Consider the following 23,959-nt stretch of genomic DNA (forward strand, 5'->3'; position numbering starts at 1 on the left):
TATCGGGTTAAATTATGTCACCAATTAACTTTGTTGAAATTGAAGAAACCACAAATGTAAAAATTCCGGAGAATCTTGTTTTCGGAAAAAATTTTACAACACATTATTTTGAAATGGATTACGAAACTGGAAAAGGTTGGTATAATCCTACAATTAAAAAATTCGGCAATTTTCAAATTTCACCGGCTGCTTTAGTATTTCATTATGGACAAGCGATTTTTGAAGGTTTGAAAGCTTATAAACATACCGACGGGAAAATTGCACTTTTCCGCCCGGATGAAAATATTAAAAGAATGAACAGATCCGCGGCAAGATTATGCATGCCTGAACTTGATATGGATTTAGCTATTACCGCTCTAAAAGAATTAGTTAAATTAGAACACGAATGGATTCCAACAAAACCGGGTCATTCTCTCTATATTCGTCCATTAATGTTCGCATGCGATCCTTATATTGGAGTTAAAGCCGGAGATCAATTTAAGTTTATGGTTATGCTAAGTCCGGTTGGACCATATTATCCGGAAGGATTTAAACCAGTTCCAATTTTAACTACGGATAAATATGTCAGAGCCGTTAGAAAAGGAGTTGGTGATTGCAAAACAGCTGGAAATTATGCGGCAAGTTTATTGGCTCAGCGCGAAGCAAAAAAAGAAGGCTACTCACAAGTGCTTTGGTTGGATGCCATAGAACAAAAATATATTGAAGAAGTCGGAACCATGAATATTTTCATGCAGTTTAAAAATGAAGTTGTTACTCCAAATTTAAGCGGATCAATACTTCCAGGTGTTACAAGAATGTCTGTCATTGATATTCTGAAAGACTGGGGCTATAACATGAATGAGAGACAAATTTCAATTGATGAAGTTGTGAAGGAATACAATAACGGTAATTTATTGGAAATTTTCGGAACCGGAACCGCGGCAATTATTTCTTCAATAAGTAAATTAAAATACAATGATGCAATTATGAAATTCAGTGATGAAACAGCAGGCGAACTTGGTACAAAATTATACGAAGAAATTCTTGGCATTCAGTATGGCGAAAGAGAAGATAAATTCGGTTGGATGAATTATATAGATTAAATTTAAGTAATGAAATGACAACAAATGGTTGTCATTTCATTTTTATTAAAATACATCACTTTACTTCTTTGTTCAGCAATTCTTTAACAATATCTTTATGGACAGTAAAATCAAGCATTTTTAATTTTACATAATCTTCGCTGAAAATGTAATACCCCTTTAGTTTTCCATTTCTCGCGCCTGAACCCGAATCCTTAATTAAATACCAATCATTTCCGTCCTTTTCCAAATAACCGACAATGTGAATCCCATGATCATCTGTCGTAGTATTATTGCTGAACCTAAATTGTCTTGAATCCTCATCAATATATTCTGATGGAATATCAAAAGTTGGAACTACAAAAATATCCAATTCACTATTTTTGCCCGGCTCAGATACGTCACCGCCAATACAGATTGTGTATCCTTTCCTAATCCCATCTTTAATCGTTTTCATAAAATCATCAAGCGGAACATTATAATAATCTTTATTATGCCACCAATTATCTTCAACTTTATATTCAACATATTTATAATTTGGTTCCTGCTTCAAAGATAAAATTTCAATATAATCGCTCAAATTAATTTTTAAATAATCTTTTAAATATTGTTGTGGCGTTATAGTTTTTCCATCTAATGTAAATGTTTGAGGCGGAGTTCCAATCCAGTGATTCATAATTGATTTAACCGTAGTTAAAACTTCTTCTTCATTCCACAAACTATGAGCTTTAACAAATTGAAGATATTTTTCCATTTCATCAAACATATCACTAGTGTTTAAATATTTTTGTCCGGGTAATAATCCGGTAAAAACTTCACCGGGAACAATTCCGTATTTTTGCCAAATTCTCTTAACCGCATTTGATTCAGATCCGTCTCGAAAAAAATACTCACCTCTGGTTTGAACAAATCCTCTGGCTTTTTCAACAAATTCCCAGTAAACTGTCCACATTTCCGAAAGTTTTACTTTTTTCCCGAATTGCCTAAAAATTTCCGATTCATAAAAAGATGTTGTGGAAAATGACCAGCATGAATTTGTGTTTGCCTGCGGAACGGGGTCATTATGCCAAAATTTTGTGAATTTTGATTCGGCATTCGGCAAGTTATAATTTGATAAATCAATTACAAATTCCTTTGGTTTTTCGGTCTTTTTGGTATTGAAACTATCTATAGATTCTATTATCAAAGACCAGAATTCATTTTTATTTTCAGATAAAATTCCCTTATCGCGTTTCTTATCCTGAGCGAAATTTTGATTAAAATTAAAAATTGAAATAATAATTAAAATTGCAAAAAGACTTTTTTTCACAAACTCCTCCATTGAAAGCAGATTAAACTTATAATTTTAGATTGGTGTGCAAAAAGAAAAAAATAAAGTAAAAATAACTTTTAACTTATTCTAATTGAATAAACAAAATTATGAAAAGAATTTATTTTTTTATCTTTTAAATTTCACTTTCAATAATCAATACCGTTTCAAGTAAATAGTTTTGATGAATTTTATTTACATCTAATGTAAAAAATTTGAGGTATTTTTTTTCGGGTAATAATAAAAATTATTTATTTATTAGCAACCAACTGCTTAGATGATTATTTAAATAACCTTTAAATAAAGATACTTTGCGTCTCCGGGAGCGTAAAAATCTTCTAATACTGCTTCTTCTTTATAGTCACAAGCGATATAAAATTTACGTGTTGAAATGTATTGTTCTCTTCCGGATGTTTCAACGTAAATTCTATTTCCGCCTAGTTTACTAATTGCAATTTCACTTTCATTTAGTAATATTTTTCCCAAGCCCAAATTTTGATTTTCTTTATGAACAGCGATCCAATAAAGATCATAACTGAATTTTGTTGCCGGTATTGGTCCGAAACAAGAATAGCCAACGGTTTTATCATCAATTTCCAAAAATAAAAAATGGTAACCGCTTTCTAATCCTTTGCTTAAGCGTTCTTCCGCTAACTCAACCGCAATATCTACTTCTTCATCATTAAAAAAACCGGTTGATGAAACTATTTTTTTAATGTTTTCCGGATCTTCAGGTTTAATGTTTTCTCTTAAAAAATATTTTTTTAATTCTGACATGATTTCACTTATTCAATTTTGGTTTGTTGCTTAATAATTTTTTTAATTTTCAATCAAGTTGCGAATGATAAGATTGCCTCAACCATTTTTGTATAATTCCATCCGTACTTTTCACATGCCGCAAAAAATCCGCTGTCGGGTGAAATGCACGGATTTACATTAATTTCCAAAGCAAAAATATTTTCATTTTCATCAACTCTATAATCAACTCTAACATAACCTTTCAGCTCAAACTTATTCCAAATTTCTAAAGTTGTTTTTTTAAGTTCATTTAGTAGTTTCTCATCATTCTTATTAAAATCAAAATTCCTAACAGTGTTATGATACTCAAAAGTATCTTCATTCCATTTTGCATCATAGCTAATAATTTTTGGTTTATCTTTTGGGTAATTTTCGAATCTAATTTCCGCAATCGGCAAAACTAAAGGACCATCTTTGGTTTCGATAACAGATATATTAAATTCTCTGCCGTCAATAAATTCTTCAACGAAACACTCACCATATTTTTCAGTTCTTTTATTTAGTTCATCTTTTAATTTTTCTATAGCATATATTATGGATGAGTCATCAAGTCCGACTGAAGCATCAACGTTAACAGGTTTAATAATACATGGCACAGAAAAAGAAATCGCATTAAAAGTATTTTTTGTTGAAAACCATTTTGGCGTTAAGATATTATATTGATCGAACAGTTTTTTTGTTAAAACTTTATTTGTTGTAATAAACAGAGATTGACTTGTTCCGCCCGTAAAAGACACATTTTTACTTTCCAGAATTTGAGGAATAAAATGCATATAAGCTTCAGTTCCATTTAGAGCTTCAACCAAATTAAAAACCATATCAGGATTTATATCTTCTATTTGTTTTTTGAACAAATTTAAATTAAGATCAGCTCCAAATTCAATTACAGAATGGTTTAATTCAATTAAAGATTTTTTAACAGCTTCAACTTGAGTTAGAACATCTAAATCATCTGCTGAATTTTTATCTGTGGGAAGGTTGTAAACAATTATGATTTTCATCAAATTATAGAAATTATTTTTTCAATCTTTCACTTGCGCTTTCAACTATCCATTCTATCAATGTTTTATATTGGATATTTTTCATATTACAAATAATGGGCAAGTCGGAATGAGTCGGATGAATACCCGCAAGCGGATTCAATTCAATTATATTTGGAATTCCGTTTCTATCAACTCGAATATCAATTCTACCCGCGTCTCTGCAGCCTAAACCCTTCCAAGCCGCCAAAGCAAATTTCTCTGCTTTCTTTACAACTGAATCCTTAACAATCTTATACTCAATTTTCCCTATCCATTCATCTTTATTCGCGTATGAATAAACATCAGGTTCGGCATTTTCTAATAATATAACTTCCATTGATCCAATAACTTTAGCTTTTTCACCGGTTCCAATAATTCCTGTTGTAAATTCTCGTCCGGGTAAAAATTCTTCAACTAAAACCGGCTGTTTAAAAGTTCTAATTAAATATTCACAAACCTCAAAAAGCTCTTTTTTATTTCTAATTTTGGATTTGGCTGTTATACCTTTTCCAGTACCTTCGGCATTAGGTTTTGCGAATAGCGGAAATTTCAATTTTACATTTTTTAAATCATCAACTGAGTAAACTTCAAAAAAATTCGGAGTTGGAATTTGAAGATCGCGCAGTACTCTTTTTGTCATTCCTTTATGAAGCGATAATGCTAAAACTAAAGGATCGGAAAAGTATAAGGAATATTATAAGCATCAAGTATGGCAGGGACTTGAGCTTCCCTGCCAATTCCTCTTAAACCTTCAGCAATGTTAAATACTAAATCCCAAGTTTTACCTTTATTTAGTTTTTTTGTAAGATCCCAAATATTCCCGATTCTCTCAGTAGAATGACCAAGCTCTTTCAAAGTATTATCGATTGCATCGATTGTGCTCTTTTTATCGAACTCGGCAGTCTCTTCTTCACTAAATCCAAGTTTTAAATATTTTTCTCTAAGGTCAAAAGTAATTCCGATATGCATCAATTGAGTCCCTTTTTACTTCCTTTCTAAATTATTTGACTCATCTATTGTTTCATCATAATATTTAAATATTTCGCCTTCATAATTTTTAAGAAGGACATATTTTCCATCTCTTCCTTGATAATATTCAGGTAGCAATGGAATTTTTCCGCCTCCGCCGGGTGCATCAACAATATACTGAGGAACAGCATATCCTGAAGTATGCCCTCGCAAACCCTGAATCATTTCCAATCCTTTGGAAATTGGAGTTCTGAAATGTGCTGTACCCTGAACCGGATCGCATTGATAAAGATAATAAGGTTTCACTCTTATTTTTAAAAGGCCTTGATAAAGTGGTTTTAAAATATCCACCGAATCATTAACGCCTTTTAATAATACGGTTTGACTTCCTAAAGGAATACCAGCATCAGCTAATCTAGCACACGCTTCTTGTACTTCCGGGGTTAATTCATCCGGATGTGTAAAATGAATGCTCATCCAAAGAGGATGATATTTCTTTAAAATTTTAGTTAATGCAGGTGTTATTCTTTGTGGAAGAACAACCGGGACTTTAGTCCCCATTCTAATAAATTCAACATGAGGAATTTTTCTCAAGTTGGAAAGCAACCACTCAATTTTTTCATTTGATAAAGTCAATGGGTCACCGCCGGAAATTAAAACATCTCTTACTTCCGGATGAGCTTTTATATAATCAATAGCATTTTCCCATTGTTTCATATCATGTTTATATTCACCGCCAACATTTCCAACCATTCTTGAACGTGTACAATATCTGCAGTATACTGAACAAAAACCAGTTGCTAAAAATAAAACTCTATCAGGATAACGATGAACTAAGCCAGGAACAGGTGAATCACCATCTTCATTTAATGGATCAGCCGCTTCACCAGGAGATAAAATTTCTTCATCTTTAACCATTATTACGGTTCTTCGTAAAGGTTGGTTTTCATCCATTCCATCAATTAGGCTAGCGTAATATGGAGTAATGGCAAATGGTAATGGACCGCGGTGTGCTAAAATTCCTTCTTTTTCCGAATTAGAAAGTTTAATAAATCTTTCTAATTTTTCTATAGTTCTAATTCTATTGCTTACTTGCCAATGCCAGTCATTCCATTGTTCATTTGTAACTGTTGGATAGAATTTTTTACGAAATGTCTGACTTTTTTTGCTAATTGGAAACAGTAGCTTACTAACAACACTAAGCGTTGTTTCTTCGCTTTTAGATTTTTGTTTTTGGTTTAATTTGCTATTTAGCTTTTCCGATAAGGTGCTAAAGTTAGTTGATGGAGTTTTTAATTGAGTTTTGTTGTTTGAAACTTCCACTGAAGTTTCGAGAGAATAAGTCGAACTCGGAGGTTCTTCTTTCTCCCCAAAAAGTTGCAATTCTTCCATTGATGGTATCTTTCCTCTCTGAAAATTTGTTTAAGAAAAAGTTGTTATTTGATGAAATATAAATCATTTTAAAAAATAATTAGTTGTAAAAAATTGCTGCGATACATAACATAAAAAAATTGAATTTGTCAATGCAAATTATTGATTTAGTGTAAAAAATATAATAATAATTTTTTTTTGACAATTCATTATAAACCATATTTTACTAATGGTTCCAATAGTTGTTATACTTTTTTCAATTTGAGTTTTTTTTCAAAAACTTATTTATAACGAATAATCAATTACCATAAAATTTGTTTAAATAATCGCTAAAAGGACGTTAAATGTTAATTAAACAATATTTTTATGCAACATGAGATAACATATTGCTTTTTATAAATCTTGTCAAGAGTATTTTTTTTGATATTCGAATATTATCATTTCCACGAAGCGAAAATTAATTACTGAAAAAAATTTTATTATTTACTTGACAAGTGAACTTTTGTGCACTATTTTTATAGTGTACAAATTTTCACTAGAGGTTGAATTGACAGAAAGACAAAATAATATCTTAAACTTCATTAAAGAGTTTGTTGACACTAATGGTTTTCCGCCTTCATATCGGGAAATTGGAAATCATTTTAATATTAGCAGCACATTTGGTGTAAAACGTCATCTGGACGCTTTAGTTAAAAAAGGATATTTAAATGTATTTTCAAATTCTAATAGATCTATTACATTAACAGAGAAATCGGAAATTTTATTTAATGAAAAAAAGGAAAATAATTCCATAAAAATTCCTATTCTTGGAAAAGTTGCCGCCGGATATCCAGTTCTTTCCAACCAAAATTATGATGGAACCTTGTATGTGGATACAAGTCTAATTAAAAAAGGTTTTAACTACTTTGGTTTAAAAGTGCGTGGTGAAAGTATGATTGATGATGGAATACTTGAAGGCGATACAGTAATTGTAAAAGCGCAAAGTGAAGCCTCAAACAATGATATTATTATTGCCTTAGTTGATAACGATACTACAGTAAAAAGATATTTTAGAAAAAAAGACTCAATTGAGCTTATTCCAGCAAATAAAAATTTTGAAACAATTGTAGTTAAAAACAATAACGAATTTTCAATATTAGGCAAAGTTGTTGCCGTATTTAGAATTTATAATTAGGAGTAAATGTGAAAACTGAAATTTTTGAAAAAGCCATAACTCAAAGACAAAGAATTAAATTTTTATACAATCTAAATTCTATTGAAGTGGAACCATATTATTTATCCAAAAACAAAAACGGGAACAAAGTTATTTATGGAAGAGTAAACTCTTCTAACGAAATAAAAATGTTTGAGTTCAATAAAATTTTCAACATAAAAATACTTTTTAACACAAAATTTTCTCCCATTATTCCAATTTTAAATTAAAATTGAGAGCGAAAATGAAAGAGAATTTAAGACAAAAAAAAGTTGATGATTTAGTTAATCATTTTTGGCGGAACGGATATCTTACCGTAAGCAGAAAATACGGAAAGTATTTACCCGAACCAAACAACATCGGAAATTATGAAGTTGATGCCATTGGAAAGCTGAAAAAAAAATTTGTAATAGGCTTAACACTAACCGAAGATGAATTGAATGAACCAAAAATCTATTCTAAATTGGAATTTTTAGCAACACGCCATACGAAGTTCTCTAATAATAAAGTCACTTTATTTGTCGGTGTTCCAAAAGAACTTTTTAACAAAGTGAAAATTTGCATGACAAACCTTACCGCTGAAGCTCAAAAAAACATAAAAATTGTTGCAATCAGCAATGAAAATAAACTTAATAGTAATTAACTACACCAATTTTCAATTTTATTGCTCTCATCACTAAATTTTTGACTTAAAAAATTCACAAATTTTTGAGAACTTATTTCAGTTACATTTGTAAAAAACTTTTGAAATGAGTTACTTATTAGAATTTATGAACCTTGACATTTAGTTTACGGCGGGTTATTTTGGAAATTCGGATTTAAAATAAGTCGTGAGATTCTTTTGTCCAAATCACTTAGTTCAAAAGACTTAGCTCTAATAGAAGAGATAAAAAATAAAGGAAATATTCCAAAGCATATTGCCATTATAATGGATGGCAATGGCAGATGGGCTGAAAACAAAAGGCTGCCGAGAGCTGCGGGCCACAAAAAAGGTGTGGAAACCGTTAGAACCATGGTGCAGTCTTGTATTAGTTTGGGTGTAAAATATCTTACTTTATATACTTTTTCTACAGAGAATTGGAAAAGACCTCAAGATGAAATTTCTACATTAATGAGATTAATGGTAAGAAGTCTTAAAAACGAAACGGATGAGTTAAACAAAAATAATGTGAAAATTATCACCATTGGAAATTCGGAAAGTTTACCTCATATAGTTCAAAAAGAATTAGAACAGGCAAAACAAAAAACAGAAACTAATAATAAGCTTGTTTTGAATCTTGCTTTAAGTTACAGCGGACGTTGGGAAATTATTGAAGCTGTAAAAAAAATTGCAAAAAATGTATCAGAAGGTTACAATTCATTAGATGATATAAATGAAGCATTATTTTCACAAAATTTAACAACCGCAGGAATTCCGGATCCGGATTTAATGATCAGAAGCGGCGGTGAACATAGAATTAGTAATTTTTTAATTTGGCAAATTGCCTATTCTGAACTTTTTGTTTCGAAAGTACTTTGGCCAGATTTTACATGCAAAAATTTAATCGAAGCAATTGAAGATTATCAACATAGAGAGAGAAGATTTGGACTTATCAGTAAACAGGTTTCTGATACCCGCAAAAAAATTCAGACTTAAAATTCACAGCCTAAACAACCTGTTTATTCGTCTGTTTGTTGTACTTTTAATTTTTAACTCTTTAACTTATGCACAATTTGAAAGAGTTAATTATAAAATTTTGGGCATTTCTGTGGAAGGAAACAAAACTGCCGATGCCGGTACTATTATTGCGAACAGCGGACTAAAAGAAGGCGGGGAATTGGAATTGCCGGGCGATGCTACCAATAATGCCATTAAAAGATTATGGGGCTTGGGAATTTTCGATGATGTTCAAATTTTTATTGACAAAAAAATTGATAACGGTGTTTTTTTACTTATTAAAGTGAAAGAATTCCAAAGAATGGAAAAAGTTATTTTTAGAGGTAACGATGAGATTGATGATGATGATATCAATAAAGAAATCTCATTTATGAGCGGACAAACTCTAAAACCTCAGGAAATTAAAAAAATTATTACCAAAACAAAAGACCTATATATTGAAGACGGATATCTTAATGTTAAAATCAATCCTTTAAAATTTTCATTTCTAAAAGCTGATACTTCTGACGACGAAATAACGGTAACTTGGGTTAACAATAATGATGAGAACGATCTTGAAGAAACAATATACGAATATAACCAAGATAGAAGATCAAATACTATTGGCAGATTAAAAGACAGATTACTTCTTGTTTTGGATATTGTTGAGGGCGATGAAGTAACAGTTGAGAAAATTTCCTTTTCCGGAAACAATGCCTTTGATGATGATGATTTACGATCTGAGCTTGATGAAACTGTGCAAGATGCATGGTGGAGATTCTGGAGCTCGGCAAATTTTAAAAAAGAAGATTTTGAAGAAGATAAAAAACTATTGGTTACCTTTTACCAAAAAAACGGTTACAGAGATTTTGAAATTTTATCAGATTCAATTCAACTTACTAACGATAAAAAGTTAATGGATATTACAATTAATGTTTATGAGGGTCCTCAATATAAAATCAGAAACATTGAATGGAACGGAAATACGGTTTATCCAAGTCAACTTTTAACAGAAAGACTAGGATTTCAAAAAGGCGATATTTATAATTTGGAATTATTCAATCAGAACTTATTCGGCAATCAGGCACAAACAGACGTTGCCTCTCTATATTTAGATAACGGATATCTTACTTATCATCAAGAAGCTACAGAAAATAAAGTCGGCAAAGATTCCATAGATATTTCAATAAAAGTTATAGAAAATAATCAATTTCGTATAGGTAAAGTTGATATAAGCGGAAATGATAGAACAAAAGACAAAGTAATTAGAAGAGAGCTTTATACAATTCCGGGAGATTATTTTAGAAGAAGCAATATTTTCAGAAGCATTCAGCAGTTGGCAAATTTAAATTACTTTAATGTTGAAAAACTTTATCAAAAAGGTGTTGACTACAGACCGGCAACAGACAGTATTGTTAACCTAATTTATAATGTTGAAGAAAAGTCGAGCGATTTTATTAACGCTTCAGTCGGCTACAGCGAATCTTACGGATTCAGCGGTTCGGTTGGCGTTACATTGACAAACTTTTCTATTACGGAACCATTTAGACTTGGCGGCGGACAAATAGTAAATTTCAGTTGGCAATTCGGTGTTGGCAATTATTATAGAACTTTTACTTTAGGATTTACAGAACCCTGGTTTATGGATTCGCCAACTTCTCTAGGATTTGATCTTTTTGATACAAGGCAACAATACATTTATTACTTACGACAAAGTGGTATCTCACTTAGAGCAGGAAGAAGATTAACCTGGCCTGATGATAGATTTTATATTCAAGGATTGTTAAGATTCCAATATAACGATGTAATTGATGGAAGAAATTATTATGCAGAGGGAATTTCACGCCAATATACTTCCGGTTTGAATATATCGAGAAATGATATTGATAATCCTATTTTTCCATCCATCGGTTCAAAAATTTTATTGAGCGGAGAATTATCAGGCGGACCAATTTTACCCGGAGATGTAGATTATTACAAAATAGAATTTACCGCCGATTGGTATAGAAGATTATTTAATTCAAACCGTCTTACATTTTACAGCAATGTTGATATAGGTTATATTCACGAGATTGTAGCAGGAACAACCATCCAGCCGTTTGAATTTTTCTATATGGGCGGAAACGGTTTAGTTATTGCGACAACACCTTTGAGAGGTTATGCAGATAGAACTGTTGGTCCCAAAAGCAGTTCGGGTTTAACAATCGGAGGCAGAGTTAAAACAAAATATACGGCTGAAATAAGAGCCGCGTTAACATTAGAACCAATGCCAATTTATATTTTAACATTTGCCGAAGCCGGAAATACATTTGAAGATTTGCCAACCGCCGATTTATTTAATTTAAGAAAATCCGCAGGTATTGGCGCAAGAATTTTAATAAATCCGATAGGCTTAATTGGATTTGATTATGGTTATGGATTTGACAGAAAAGCTGTGGATGGCGAAGATCCGAAATGGGAATTTCACTTCCAATTTGGAAAAGGCTTTTAATTATATATCAAACAAAAAAAGAGGTTAAATTGAGAACAACAACGATTCTACTTTTATTTTTCATATCGGCTTCAATATTTGCACAATCTGTGCAGAAAATCGGCTGGGTCGATTCAGGAATAATATTGCAGCAATATCCTCCTGCAATTAAAGCTCAGAGCGATTTGGATGCGTTAACAGCGAAATGGTCAAAATCTGTTGATAGCATGACTACAGATTTACAAACCGCTTATGCAGAAGCACAAAAACAGTTTACTAACATGACACCAGACAAACAACGCGAAGTTCAACAGGATTTAGTAAGAAAAGAACAAAATATTCAGCAATTTCGTCAACAGAAATTTGCCCAACCTAATGGCGAGCTTTTCTTAAAGCAGGATGAATTATTAAAACCAATTAAAGCAAAAATTCTTGATGCAATTGATAAAGTAAGACAACAAGAAGGTATGAGTTTTATATTCGATAAAACAGGCGACGTATTATTGCTTTTTGCTGATCCGCAGTTTGATATTACGAACGTTGTTTTGGATAAGTTGAAAAGAGGATAAATTTATTTTCAATCTTTTTGTAGAGGTTTGAACTGTAAATAAATAAAATTAGCATGTTTCAAACCTCTATATTATTTTAAACAATCCATTTAGGAGAGATTAGTTATGAAACTAATTAAAAATCTTTTTTTGTTCTTCATTCTTATAACTTCAACAAATTTGTTTGCTCAATTAAAAATCGGATATGTTGATTCAGAAGCAATTATTAATCAGCTGCCTGATGCTCAAGACGCTCAAAAAAAAATTGATAATCAAATTGCGGAATGGCAAAAAGAACTTGATGTATTAAAAAAAGAATGGAAAGATAAATATGATGATTATGAAAAACGCAAACTAATTATGGGAAATCAGAAAAAAGCCGAAACCGAAAAAGAATTAGTAGCTATGGAAGAAAAGGTTGAATCATACAGACAAAGTAAATTTGGCGTAAACGGCGAACTTTACAAAAAACAGGAAGAACTGATGAAACCAATTCAAAATAAAGTATTTGCCATTATTGAAGAAGTTGCTGTTGAAAAAGAATTGGATTTTGTATTTGACAGAAGCGGCGATCTTATTTTTCTTTACGCAAAAGAAGAACATGATATAACTCCTGAAGTTTTGCGAAAATTACAATAAAACAAATCAACTTTCTTAGATAAAAATATTTATTTTGTGCGGAATCATCACAATGAAACTTAAAATAACTGAAATTGCTGAACTTGTTAATGGAAAAATTATTGGCGATTCTAATTTGGAAATTTCTAGACTTTCTAATATTCAAGATGCACAAGAAGGTGATTTAACATTTTTATATATGACAAGCTATAATCATTTTCTATCATCCACCAAAGCTTCTGCAATTTTAATAAATAAAGATATTGAACAGATAAACAAAAATTTAACCTATATTATTGTTGATAAACCTAATATCGCATTTCAAAATATCATCATAAAATATTTTAGTCCGGAATTTAGTTTAAGCGGAATTCATCCTACGGCAGTTTTTGATGAAAATGTAAAATTGGGCAATAATACCGCTGTTGGAGTAAATGTTTACATTGGTAAAAATTCTTGTGTTGGCGAAAATTCTAAAATTTATCATAATACGGTTGTTTTGGAAAACTGCATTATTGGAAAAAACGTAATGATATTTCCAAATGTAACAATTAGAGAAAATTCTGTTATTGGAAACAATGTAATAATTCACTCAGGCACTGTAATTGGTTCCGACGGTTTTGGATTTACTCCTGACGACAATGGCGTTTATCATAAAATTCCGCAAATTGGAAATGTTGTAATTGAAGACGACGTAGAGATTGGCTCTAACGTATCAATCGATAGAGCTGCAATTGGCTCAACAATAATTTCAAAAGGTGTTAAATTAGATAATTTAATTCAAATTGCGCATAACGTTAAAATTGGAAAGAATACAGTAATGTCTGCTCAAAGCGGCGTATCTGGCAGTACAAAAATAGGTGAAAATTGTATTTTCGGCGGACAAGCAGGAGCCACAGGTCATATCGAAATAGCCGATAAGGTTTTAGTTGGTGCACAAACCGGAATTTCAAAATCAATTACCAAACCTGGAACTTATTTTGGTTCGCCCGCTCAAGATATTAAAACAACACTAAAACTTGCGGCACATAATCGAATGCTTCCCGAATATGCCGAAAGAATAAAAAAATTGGAAGAAAAAATTGCTATGTTAGAAAATGAATCAATACAAACTAAGGGAATTAAATAATGCTGGATCTTCAAACAACTATAAATAAACCAGTTTCTATTTCCGGTATTGGACTTCATACAGGAACTGCATGTACAATTACATTTAAGCCCGCTCCGGAAAATTACGGAATAAAATTTATTAGAACTGATTTAGCTGAAAATGTTGAAATTCCAGCTTTGGCAGAATATGTTGTTGATATATCAAGAGGAACTACAATTGGAATAGGCGATATAAAAGTTCACACAGTAGAACATGTACTTGCGGCTGTTGCCGGGTTACAAATTGATAATGTGATTATAGAAATAAATGGAATCGAGACTCCTATTGCAGATGGAAGTTCCAAACCGTTTGTAGATAAACTTTTAGAAGCAGGAATTTTAAAACAAACATCTCCCAAGAATTACTTAATAATTGATGAAACAATTATGTTTCATAACGAAGATGATCAAGTTGACATTGTTGCCCTTCCGCTTGACGGTTTCAGAATGACTGTAATGGTGGATTATCATAATCCGGCGTTGGGAAGCCAGCATACAGGTTTATTTGATTTGGAAAAAGAATTTATTTCCGAATTTGCACCAACACGAACATTCTGTTTCTTAAGCGAAGTTGAATCGCTTGCCGACAAAGGATTAATTAAAGGCGGCAACATAGATAATGCCGTTGTAATTGTAGATAAAAAAGTTGATGATGATTATCTTGAAGAACTTACTAAAAAATTGGGTTTGAAAGAAAAAATAACCGTTGGTACAAACGGTTTTTTAAATGAATACAGTCTTAGGTTTAAAAATGAACCGGTAAGACATAAATTGCTGGATATGATTGGAGATTTGGCATTAATTGGAGTTCCCATTAAAGCTCAAATACTCGCGGCAAGACCAGGACATAAATCAAACGTTGAGTTCGCGAAAAAAATTAGAAAATTATATCAGCAAAAACAACTTGAGAAAAAATATCAGCATGTTAAGAAAGAAGGAGTTGTTTTCGATTCAATAGCAATTCAGAAAATACTTCCCCATAGATATCCGTTCTTACTCATTGACAAAATCACACATCTTGAATTGGATAAAAAAGTAATCGGAATCAAATCAGTTACTGTAAATGAACCATTTTTTCCGGGTCATTTTCCAGGAAGACCTGTTATGCCTGGTGTTTTAATTATTGAAGCTATGGCACAGACGGGTGGAATTTTAATGCTGAATTCCCTCCCTAACCCTGATGAAAAATTAGTTTTATTTATGGGTATAGATAAAGCTAAGTTTAGGAAGCAAGTTGTTCCCGGTGACCAATTGGTTATTGAAGTTTATTTAATTAATAAAAGAAATAGTATAATCGTTTTTAGCGCAAAAGCATATGTAAATGATAATTTAGTTGCTGAAGCGGAATTGAAAGCGGCTGTAGTTGACAGAGACGTTTAGGAGAAAATATGGAAATTAATATTCACAATACTGCTATCGTTAGTTCCAAAGCTCAAATTGGCAACGGTACTTCCATCGGTCCATATTCAATTGTTGAAGATAATGTAATAATCGGTGAGAATTGTAAAATTGGTCCCCACGTTGGAATTTATGATGGATCTCGAATTGGAAATCGTGTAAAAATTTATCAAGGTGTTTCTTTTTCAAACCATCCTCAAGATTTGAAATTTGACAATGAAGAATCAACATGTGAAGTTGGAGATGATACTGTAATTCGCGAATTTGTTACCTTGCATCGCGGAACAAAAGAATCAAGAATAACAAAAGTAGGCAAAAATTGTTTGCTTATGGCTTACTCGCATATTGCACATGATGTTATTATCGGAAATAATTGTATATTGGCAAATATTGTTCAATTGGGCGGACACGTTGAATTGGAAGATTGGGTGATTTTAGGTGGAAATGCTTTAGTTCATCAATTTGGCAAAGTCGGACAACATTCAATGGTCGGTGCAGGTTATAGAGTTGTTGTTGATGTTCCGCCTTATGTTTTAGCGGCTGGAGATCCATTGAAATATGAAGGATTAAATGTTATCGGGCTCAGACGCAGAGGATTTTCAAATGACGAAATTGCAACTTTGAAATATATTTATAATATAATTTTCAGACAGGAACTAAATCATTCGCAAGCAATAGAAAAAATCCTTAAGGAATTTCCAAACGATAAATATGCCGATTCAGTTTTGGCTTTCTTAAATAAAAGCAAAAGGGGCATAATTAAAAAGTGATTTGGAATCTGATCGAATATCAAAAATACTCCGGTAAATTCAATATGGATTTTGATATTCATTTGGTTAGAAATTGTAAAGACGGCGAAGCTTATTTAAGATTTTACGGTTGGAACCCGGCTTGCATTTCAATTGGTGCGAATCAGTCATTTGAAGAAATAAACAAAGCAGCTGCCGATAAAAATTATATTGAACTAGTAAAAAGACCGACAGGTGGAAGAGCAATATTACATTCTCGGGAATTAACATATTCCGTTGTTATTTCAAATCAAGAAAATATTAGCGGAAGACATTTATATGAAAAAATTTCTGAAGCTATTGTGTATGGTTTGAGAAATTTCGACCCGAATTTAGCTGATATTTCATTGGAAAACATGCAACCGAATTTTTCAAAATTATTGACTGAACCATCCGGATCATTATGTTTTGCAAGTACGGCAAAAAGTGAAATAAAATTTAACGGAAAAAAAATTGTCGGTAGCGCGCAAAGAAAAATCGGAAATAATATTCTTCAGCACGGCTCAATTCTAATAGATACTGATCATAAAAATATTGTTGATTATCTTAATGTGGATGATAGTTTTAAAAACGATCTTAAAAATGAAATGGAAAACAAAACAACAGAACTTTCTACAATTTTGAAAAGTTCAATAGATATTATTGAATTGCAAAATAATATAATTTTAGGATTCGAAAATATTTTCCAAAATGATTTTGTTAAAGAACTCCCTACTTTATTACAAATCTAAAGTTACTTGGTTATGAACAATTTAACATATGTGAATAAATTTAATAAAATTATTCATTTACTTTTTGCCGTTATCTTTTTTTCTTCATTTTCTATTTATGCTCAAAAAGATTCAGTTGAAAAGTATTTGGATGGGAAAATTGTTACGGATATAAAAAGTGACGGCGGCGATTTATGGGTAGCAACCGAGGGAAATGGAATTTATAAGTACAATAAATTAAAAAATAACTGGGCAAATTTTTCTTCAGATAATAAAAAATTAAAACAGGATTTTTTTTATTGCATTGAGTTTAGTCCAAGATTTATTTGGGCAGGCTCGGCTGATGGGTTATACATTTACGATAAAAGACGGAATAGATGGGACAAAAGAAAATTTTCACTCGGCGGACAGTTTGGCAATTGGATAAGAAGTTTGGAATATGATAAGGATGAAAATATTTTATGGATAGGGAGATTTAAATATTTAACTCAATATAATCTTACAACTCAGCAGTATAAAGATTTTGACCTTACCGTAAACAATAACGATCAGACAAATACCATAAAAAGTTTGGCTTTGGACGGTGACAGTTTATTATGGATTGGTGTTGAAGCCGGTTTGCATAAATTAGTCAAATCTTTTAATAACTCTCCTGATAATCCAAAAATAATATACTTTGATAATAATGACGATTATTTTCTCGGAGAAGGAAAACAAGTTTCCGTTTCAAAAATATTACCTGATAATGAATTAATTTGGTTCGGTACAGATGAATTCGTAACAGAAAAAAATCCGGAATTTAACGTCGGCGGATTATTTCTTTTTGACAGAAAAATAAATTGGATAAAATTTAGTGAATTGAATAAACTTGATGCCAACGGTATTTTTTCTGTTGAAAAATCAGGTAAATATATTTGGACTTCAATTTATAGTTTTAATCCTAAAACAAAAGAAGCAATGGGTAAAGGCATTTACTTAATTGACAGAAATAAATTTACTGTAAAAAAATTAAATTCCGATTTTATTCCTGAAACAATTTTATCAATCCATTTTGATGGAAATAATATTTGGCTTGGAACCAGCAGCGGATTATTCAAAATTAATCTTGTGACTGATTTCATGCCGGATTTTTCAAAGAAATAGAATGATTACTTTAAAAAGATTAATTGAACTTGAAAAAATAATCAGTAATCATAAAATAGCCGTAATGGGAGATATGATGCTCGACGGTTATTATTGGGGAGACGTTTCCAGAGTTTCGCCGGAAGCGCCGGTTCCCGTTGTTGAAATTGAAAAAGAATTTTTCCGTTTTGGAGGAGCCGCAAACGTAGCTTTGAATATTAAAAAACTTGGCGGAAATGCTATTCCAATTGGAATAATCGGCAATGATTCTGATGGAAAAATTTTTAGCAAATTATTAAAAAACGAAAATATAGATGATTCGGGTATCTTTATTGATCATACTAGACCGACAACAACAAAGACAAGAGTAATTGCAGATAAACAGCATGTTGTTAGAATTGATAAAGAAAGTAAAAACTATATCGGCAATAAATTTGAAAAAAGAATTTTAAATTTCCTTCAAAAGAATATTGCTTCAGTATCTGCTATAATTTTGCAGGATTATAACAAAGGCGTTTTAACAGAATTTTTAATTGACGAAATTATTAAGCTTGCAAATGAAAATAAAAAAATTATTACCGTTGATCCTAAATTTATAAATTTTAAAAACTATAAAAATGTTACAGTTTTTAAACCTAACAGGAAAGAAACGGAAAATATTTTGGGAATTAGAATTCAGTCTGATAACGATATCAGCATTGCCGGAAATAATTTACTGAATATGTTAAATGCAAAATATATTCTATTAACTTTGGGTGATAAAGGACTAACACTTTTTGAAAAAGGCAAAAGTGAAATTAAAATACCGACCAAAGCCAGAAAAGTTGCGGATGTTTCCGGTGCAGGCGATACTGTAATTTCAACGCTGACTTTAGCACTTTCATGCGGCGCAACAATTGAAGAATCTGCATATATAGCAAATTATGCCGCGGGTATCGTTTGTGGTGAAATTGGAATTGTTCCAATTGAGAAAGAAAAACTTTTTACAATTATGAAAGATCAATTAAAATGATAAACGGTTTAACTAACATAGAAGAATTTTTACCAATTAGAAAAAATTTAAAACTTCAAAATAAAAAAGTAGTTTTTACCAACGGTTGTTTTGATATTGTTCATTCCGGACATGTTGATTATTTGAATAAAGCAAAAGATTTGGGTGATATTCTTGTAATTGGACTAAACAGCGACAGATCAGTAAGAGAAATAAAAGGTGAAAAAAGACCGATAGTAAATCAAGAAGAACGCGCTTTTGTTTTAAAAAATTTAAAATGCGTTGATTACGTGATTTTATTCGATGAACCGACGCCGAAAGAAATTATAGATCAAATAATTCCCGATATTTTAATTAAGGGCGGAGATTGGGCTATTGAAAATATTGTTGGAAGAGAAGTAGTTGAAGCAAATGGCGGAGAAGTAAAAACTATTCAGTTTGTCACATTTCAGTCGACAACTAACATAATTAAAAAAGTTTTAGAAACATATAATGAGCAATAAAAAAAAAGAGAAAGTTGTTTTCAAGAGAACGTTATTACACAAAGTAATTAATGTTTTCATTGGATTCTTTGCGGTAATTCTTTTTTTGCTGATTGCCTTTTTCGGAATATCGCAAACAAAAACATTTCGCGAATTTTTGCGAAACCAAATAATTTCTCAAGTTAATTCAAGCATAAACGGAAAACTATACATTAAAGAAATTGACGGTTCTATTCTTTCTTCTTTAATTCTGCATAATACAATAATTGCATCAGATAGTGACACTTTATTAAAAGCAGATGAAATAGTTATTAAATCAAGCCCTGTTCATTTATTATTAAAAAGAATTTTAGTAAGACAAATTGCCATTAAAAACACTTATATTAATCTTTTGCAGGATAAAGAAGGTAATTGGAACGCTGACAAAATTTTTCAAAGCAACGAGCCGGAAGACACTACAAAAAGCGATTTCCCTTTTTCTATTCAAGTCAACAATTTGAGTTTTATGAACTTGAATTTTACAAGACAGACATTCGAAAATTTGAATTCTGAAAAATTTTATGACCACGCCAATATTGATGATCTTAAATTGAATGGAATAGCATTGGATGCAAAAGTTTTCGCAAACATAAAATCATCTTTGGTAAGATTATACTTAAACAATTTTTCGCTTAATCCTAATTTCAACACATTCGGTCTAAAAAAGTTTTCGGGAGAATTTGAATTAACGGAAAACTTTGCGCAAATCAGAAACTTGCGATTGCAGACGGACAGCTCAAATATTTCTATTAATGCTAAGATTGATAAATTGAATTTATTAGGTAATGTTGAACTTAAAGAATTTAACGATTACCCGTTAGAAGTAGAACTTTCAGCAAAACCATTTAACTTTGCGGATCTTTCCACATTTATCAGCGCCACTGATTTTATTAGAGGAAGCGTTGATATGCAGATGAAAGCAAAAGGATTTTTCGGGGATTTTGATATTAGTAAACTAAGCATGAACTATAAAAATACGTTTCTAAATATGCGTGGAAATGTTAAGAATCTTCATACACCCGGAAATTTGTCATTAGACGTAGAAGTTTATAATTCATCCGTTGTTGAATCTGAAATATATTATTTGGTAAAAGGATTGGAGATTCCCAAATACGACAATTTGGTTGCAAAAGACATTAACATTAAGTACAAAGGAGAGCCAACAAAATTCAATGCCGAACTGAACGGTAAAATTAATGACGGTGAAGTTTATATTAAATCATTTCTTAATTTGCAAAAATCTAGAATGGAATATGATATTGATTTCACCACAAAAAATATTGACGTATTCCCTATTATCGGCTATAATTCTTCTTTAAACAGCGAAGGAAAAATTAAAGGAATTGGTACTGATCCTAAAAATATGAATGCAGATTTTTTTGTTAATCTGAATTCATCTGTCTTTAATAATATTGAGTTAGATTCGTTGAATCTTGAAAGCAAAATTAATTCCAAAATATTTAATTTGAATTTAAATTCACTCGTCAACAATTCCAAAATATCAACATATGGATTGCTTGATTTGACTGATGCTAAAAGTCCTTCTTATGATCTTTCAGGAACCTTGAGAAATTTTGACTTGCAGACATTTACTCATGAAAAAAACGACTCGTCAAATTTAAATCTAAATTTTTCCGCTAAAGGCAATAATTTGGATCTGGAAAACTTAACCGGAAATTTTAACATAAAACTTGAACCTTCAAATTTGAGAGATATAAAACTAGATCAAACAAATATAAATATCCTACTTACTAAAAATGAAAATGAAAGAAAAATCAACTTGGTTTCCGACTTTGTTGATTTTAACATTAACGGAAATTTTTCACTTGAGAAAGCAGTTAACCTTCTTGTATATGAATCGCAAACAATTACTAACTTAATATCTAATAAAATTGATGAGCTTAACCCAATTTCCGAGAAAAAGAATATCTCCAAAAATAACACGGTAATTCTTGATCCAATTGTAAATGAAGAAATTGAATTTAATTATGATTTCAAGTTCAAGGATTTTAAGCTAATCGCTTTGTTCTTAAAGAATGATGAGCTTGATGTTTCCGGAACCGGCAAAGGTTTAGTTAAAAATGATTCTTTGAATTTTACAATTACTACCGATATTAGTATTGAAAATTTATTAAATAAAAGAGACAGTCTTTTACTTTATCTTTCTAATTCTGCAGTGAGCTTTAATTTTAACCGTGATAACCAAGAGATTAATTTTAATAAAATTTTTGGTACGATTTCAGTCGAAGGCGAAAAAATTTATGCGGGAGCTGAATTGAATGATGTCCAAGCGGATTTTATTTTTAATCAAAATTCATTATTCTTCAATTCATCGCTTGGAATAGGAAATGATTTTACGATTGATTTTGAAGGAAAGTTTGACACTTATTTTACAAATCAAATGGTTGATTTTTACAATATAAATCTAAACTACAAAAATATTCCATGGAAAAGTTTGGATACAAGTTCAGTTAATTTTACAAAAAGCGGAATTCAGCTTTCCAACTTGATATTAGAAAATACGGGTGCAACCGTAAATGTAAACGGACAAATAAATAACGACAAAAGTCATAATTTTTTTATTGATGTAGAAAATCTTCCAGCGGAAATTTTATCTACATATTTTATTAGCGAAACAAGCAAGCCAATTGAAGGCGATGTTAATATCAAGTTTTCTTCGTCCGGATTTTTAACACAACCGGATATCGATACGGAGATTTCCATTAATGATATATCTTACAATAATTCAAAATTCGGAAGTTTAGTCGGTTCTATAAATCATTATAAGAATCTTTCCAGAATCGCAATATTTTTCAACGGCAGTGATGAAAATTCAATTGAACCGCTTTTGACTCTAACCGCACAGCTTCCAATAAACATCAATTATATGGGAAATGAAGATCTAATTGTACCGGAATCCGAAATTGAAATCAATTTGAACTCGGAAGATTTCAACGTTGGAGCGCTCGGTAATCTTATTCCTTATGCAAAAGATCAAAGCGGAAACATAAATTCACAAGTTAATATTTCTGGAACATATGCTCATCCAATAACAAGCGGATATTTAAATCTTGACAACGGAATATTTACATTTACCGAAAATAATTTGGAATACGCGCTTACTTCAAAAATAATTTTTAGAGATCAATACGCAACAATTGATAACATGGAGCTTACAAACCATGCAGGTTCATTGTATAACGGCAAAATCAGCGCTAACGGTATAATCGAACTAAGAGAATTCCCTTTTAACAAATTAGATATTTCAATTAATGGGGATTTGGCATTGCTTGGAAGCCGTTCAAAAACCAAAGATGCAAACATTTACGGGGATCTGTTCATTAGGACTGATAATAATTGGAAACTTGAGTATGAGAATGACAAATATACCTTTAACGGAAATATTCTGGTCGATAAAGCTGATTTAGTTTATGCTTCAAAAAATGAAAAAGACGCAAGATACAATAATAGATTAGTTTATAAATTTGTTGAAGACAGTTCAAAAATAAATTGGAAAACACAAAAGTTTATCAGAATATTAAATGAAAGTAACGGAAAGAAAAAAATAGTAAAGGCAAACCAAACAAAATTTGATTTTAAGACAAATATCATAATTAAAAATATCGCTACATTTAATTTTTTAATAAATCCTGAATTGAATCAGAAACTAAATGTAGAAACAACCGGACAGCTTGAATTTGAAACACTTTCTAGCGGATTAAAAACACAAGGTACACTTGCTCTTTTAGATGGTTCAAGATTGGAGTTTTTCAAGACATTCGACGCGAAAGGAACAATTAGATTTGAATCTGATGTTACCGATCCGCATTTAAATATTGTAGCGACATACATAGGAGAAATAGATAATTTTGAACAGCCTGGCAGAACTGAAGAAGTAGCTGTAAAACTTAAAATAAATTCACCTCTTTCAAAATTAGGTGAAAATCTAACAGGTGAAAATGAGAATTTATCTGTTTATGTTGGAAGATCTGCAATTGAAAATGATATACCGGATTCAAAGTATGACGCTTCAAATGCATTGACTTTTATTTTATTAAACCAATTAAGTATGGATATCACCGACGAACAAAGAACAACATTAATGGACGTTGCTGAAAATACGGCATATTCATTTCTTGGCTCGCAATTAACAAGTTATTTTTCATCAGCGTTGGGAGGATTAGTCAGCAATATTAGACTAAACAAATATTCAAGCGATTACTACAAATTACTTTTTTTCCGGAAAATATAATAACATCCGTTATTCATTCGGCGGAAACACAAAA

At 31.2% G+C, this 23,959-nt stretch carries 20 protein-coding genes and 1 pseudogene; 16 read left to right on the top strand and 5 right to left on the bottom strand.

All coding sequences use genetic code 11. The features are described from left to right. Positions 1 to 14: 14 nt before the first annotated feature. A complete protein-coding gene (locus IPK06_09090) occupies positions 15 to 1,082 on the top strand; it encodes a branched-chain amino acid aminotransferase (GenBank protein MBK7980136.1) in 1,068 nt (355 codons plus the stop codon). Positions 1,083 to 1,137: 55 nt separating this feature from the next. Here IPK06_09090 and IPK06_09095 read toward each other — a convergent pair whose 3' ends face one another. From IPK06_09095 to IPK06_09115, 5 genes and pseudogenes are all read right to left on the bottom strand, one after another. Continuing rightward, positions 1,138 to 2,382 carry a peptidase C1 gene (locus IPK06_09095; GenBank protein MBK7980137.1) on the bottom strand — a complete coding sequence of 415 codons (1,245 nt, stop codon included), beginning with the start codon at positions 2,380 to 2,382 and terminating at the stop codon, positions 1,138 to 1,140. 273 nt (positions 2,383 to 2,655) lie between these two features. Then, positions 2,656 to 3,147 carry a GNAT family N-acetyltransferase gene (locus IPK06_09100; GenBank protein ID MBK7980138.1) on the bottom strand — a complete coding sequence of 164 codons (492 nt, stop codon included), beginning with the start codon at positions 3,145 to 3,147 and terminating at the stop codon, positions 2,656 to 2,658. Between the two features lie 53 nt (positions 3,148 to 3,200). Further along, on the bottom strand, positions 3,201 to 4,169 hold the full coding sequence (locus IPK06_09105) for an ATP-grasp domain-containing protein (GenBank protein MBK7980139.1): 969 nt from the start codon (positions 4,167 to 4,169) through the stop codon (positions 3,201 to 3,203). A 13-nt stretch (positions 4,170 to 4,182) separates the two neighbouring features. After that, positions 4,183 to 5,159 (bottom strand): annotated as a pseudogene (locus IPK06_09110) (D-alanine--D-alanine ligase). A gap of 15 nt (positions 5,160 to 5,174) precedes the next feature. Continuing rightward, positions 5,175 to 6,551, bottom strand: coding sequence for a KamA family radical SAM protein (locus tag IPK06_09115; protein MBK7980140.1), 1,377 nt, complete (start codon positions 6,549 to 6,551; stop codon positions 5,175 to 5,177). 526 nt (positions 6,552 to 7,077) lie between these two features. Here IPK06_09115 and lexA point away from each other — a divergent pair. The 15 genes from lexA (at position 7,078) to IPK06_09190 (ending at position 23,925) form a co-directional block, all read left to right on the top strand. Next, positions 7,078 to 7,704, top strand: a complete 627-nt coding sequence (gene lexA / locus IPK06_09120) for a transcriptional repressor LexA (GenBank protein MBK7980141.1) — start codon at positions 7,078 to 7,080, stop codon at positions 7,702 to 7,704. An 8-nt stretch (positions 7,705 to 7,712) separates the two neighbouring features. Continuing rightward, on the top strand, positions 7,713 to 7,952 hold the full coding sequence (locus IPK06_09125) for a hypothetical protein (GenBank protein MBK7980142.1): 240 nt from the start codon (positions 7,713 to 7,715) through the stop codon (positions 7,950 to 7,952). Between the two features lie 14 nt (positions 7,953 to 7,966). After that, positions 7,967 to 8,365, top strand: coding sequence for a hypothetical protein (locus IPK06_09130; GenBank protein ID MBK7980143.1), 399 nt, complete (start codon positions 7,967 to 7,969; stop codon positions 8,363 to 8,365). Between the two features lie 198 nt (positions 8,366 to 8,563). After that, positions 8,564 to 9,358, top strand: coding sequence for an isoprenyl transferase (locus tag IPK06_09135; protein MBK7980144.1), 795 nt, complete (start codon positions 8,564 to 8,566; stop codon positions 9,356 to 9,358). Positions 9,359 to 9,458: 100 nt separating this feature from the next. Then, on the top strand, positions 9,459 to 11,849 hold the full coding sequence (gene bamA / locus IPK06_09140) for an outer membrane protein assembly factor BamA (GenBank protein ID MBK7980145.1): 2,391 nt from the start codon (positions 9,459 to 9,461) through the stop codon (positions 11,847 to 11,849). Continuing rightward, positions 11,813 to 12,397: an OmpH family outer membrane protein gene (locus IPK06_09145; protein MBK7980146.1), complete on the top strand. Its 585-nt coding sequence runs from the start codon at positions 11,813 to 11,815 to the stop codon at positions 12,395 to 12,397. Before bamA ends, IPK06_09145 begins: the two co-directional genes overlap by 37 nt. A 105-nt stretch (positions 12,398 to 12,502) precedes the next feature. Beyond that, a complete protein-coding gene (locus tag IPK06_09150; protein ID MBK7980147.1) occupies positions 12,503 to 13,015 on the top strand; it encodes an OmpH family outer membrane protein in 513 nt (170 codons plus the stop codon). Between the two features lie 52 nt (positions 13,016 to 13,067). Then, positions 13,068 to 14,123 carry a UDP-3-O-(3-hydroxymyristoyl)glucosamine N-acyltransferase gene (lpxD, locus tag IPK06_09155; GenBank protein MBK7980148.1) on the top strand — a complete coding sequence of 352 codons (1,056 nt, stop codon included), beginning with the start codon at positions 13,068 to 13,070 and terminating at the stop codon, positions 14,121 to 14,123. Further along, a complete protein-coding gene (locus IPK06_09160; GenBank protein MBK7980149.1) occupies positions 14,123 to 15,523 on the top strand; it encodes a bifunctional UDP-3-O-[3-hydroxymyristoyl] N-acetylglucosamine deacetylase/3-hydroxyacyl-ACP dehydratase in 1,401 nt (466 codons plus the stop codon). Before lpxD ends, IPK06_09160 begins: the two co-directional genes overlap by 1 nt. Before the next feature lie 8 nt (positions 15,524 to 15,531). Beyond that, positions 15,532 to 16,311 (top strand): acyl-ACP--UDP-N-acetylglucosamine O-acyltransferase, encoded by a 780-nt coding sequence (gene lpxA, locus IPK06_09165; protein MBK7980150.1) that lies wholly within the window; start codon positions 15,532 to 15,534, stop codon positions 16,309 to 16,311. After that, positions 16,308 to 17,060 carry a lipoate--protein ligase family protein gene (locus IPK06_09170; GenBank protein MBK7980151.1) on the top strand — a complete coding sequence of 251 codons (753 nt, stop codon included), beginning with the start codon at positions 16,308 to 16,310 and terminating at the stop codon, positions 17,058 to 17,060. Before lpxA ends, IPK06_09170 begins: the two co-directional genes overlap by 4 nt. Positions 17,061 to 17,072: 12 nt before the next feature. Beyond that, a complete protein-coding gene (locus IPK06_09175; protein MBK7980152.1) occupies positions 17,073 to 18,182 on the top strand; it encodes a hypothetical protein in 1,110 nt (369 codons plus the stop codon). 1 nt (position 18,183) lies between these two features. After that, a complete protein-coding gene (gene rfaE1, locus IPK06_09180; GenBank protein ID MBK7980153.1) occupies positions 18,184 to 19,173 on the top strand; it encodes a D-glycero-beta-D-manno-heptose-7-phosphate kinase in 990 nt (329 codons plus the stop codon). Next, positions 19,170 to 19,655, top strand: coding sequence for a D-glycero-beta-D-manno-heptose 1-phosphate adenylyltransferase (gene rfaE2, locus IPK06_09185; protein MBK7980154.1), 486 nt, complete (start codon positions 19,170 to 19,172; stop codon positions 19,653 to 19,655). Before rfaE1 ends, rfaE2 begins: the two co-directional genes overlap by 4 nt. Further along, positions 19,645 to 23,925, top strand: coding sequence for a hypothetical protein (locus IPK06_09190; GenBank protein MBK7980155.1), 4,281 nt, complete (start codon positions 19,645 to 19,647; stop codon positions 23,923 to 23,925). The genes rfaE2 and IPK06_09190 overlap by 11 nt, the downstream gene beginning before the upstream one ends. Positions 23,926 to 23,959 lie beyond the last annotated feature (34 nt).

The organism is Ignavibacteriota bacterium (assembly GCA_016713565.1).
GTDB lineage: Bacteria > Bacteroidota > Ignavibacteria > Ignavibacteriales > Melioribacteraceae.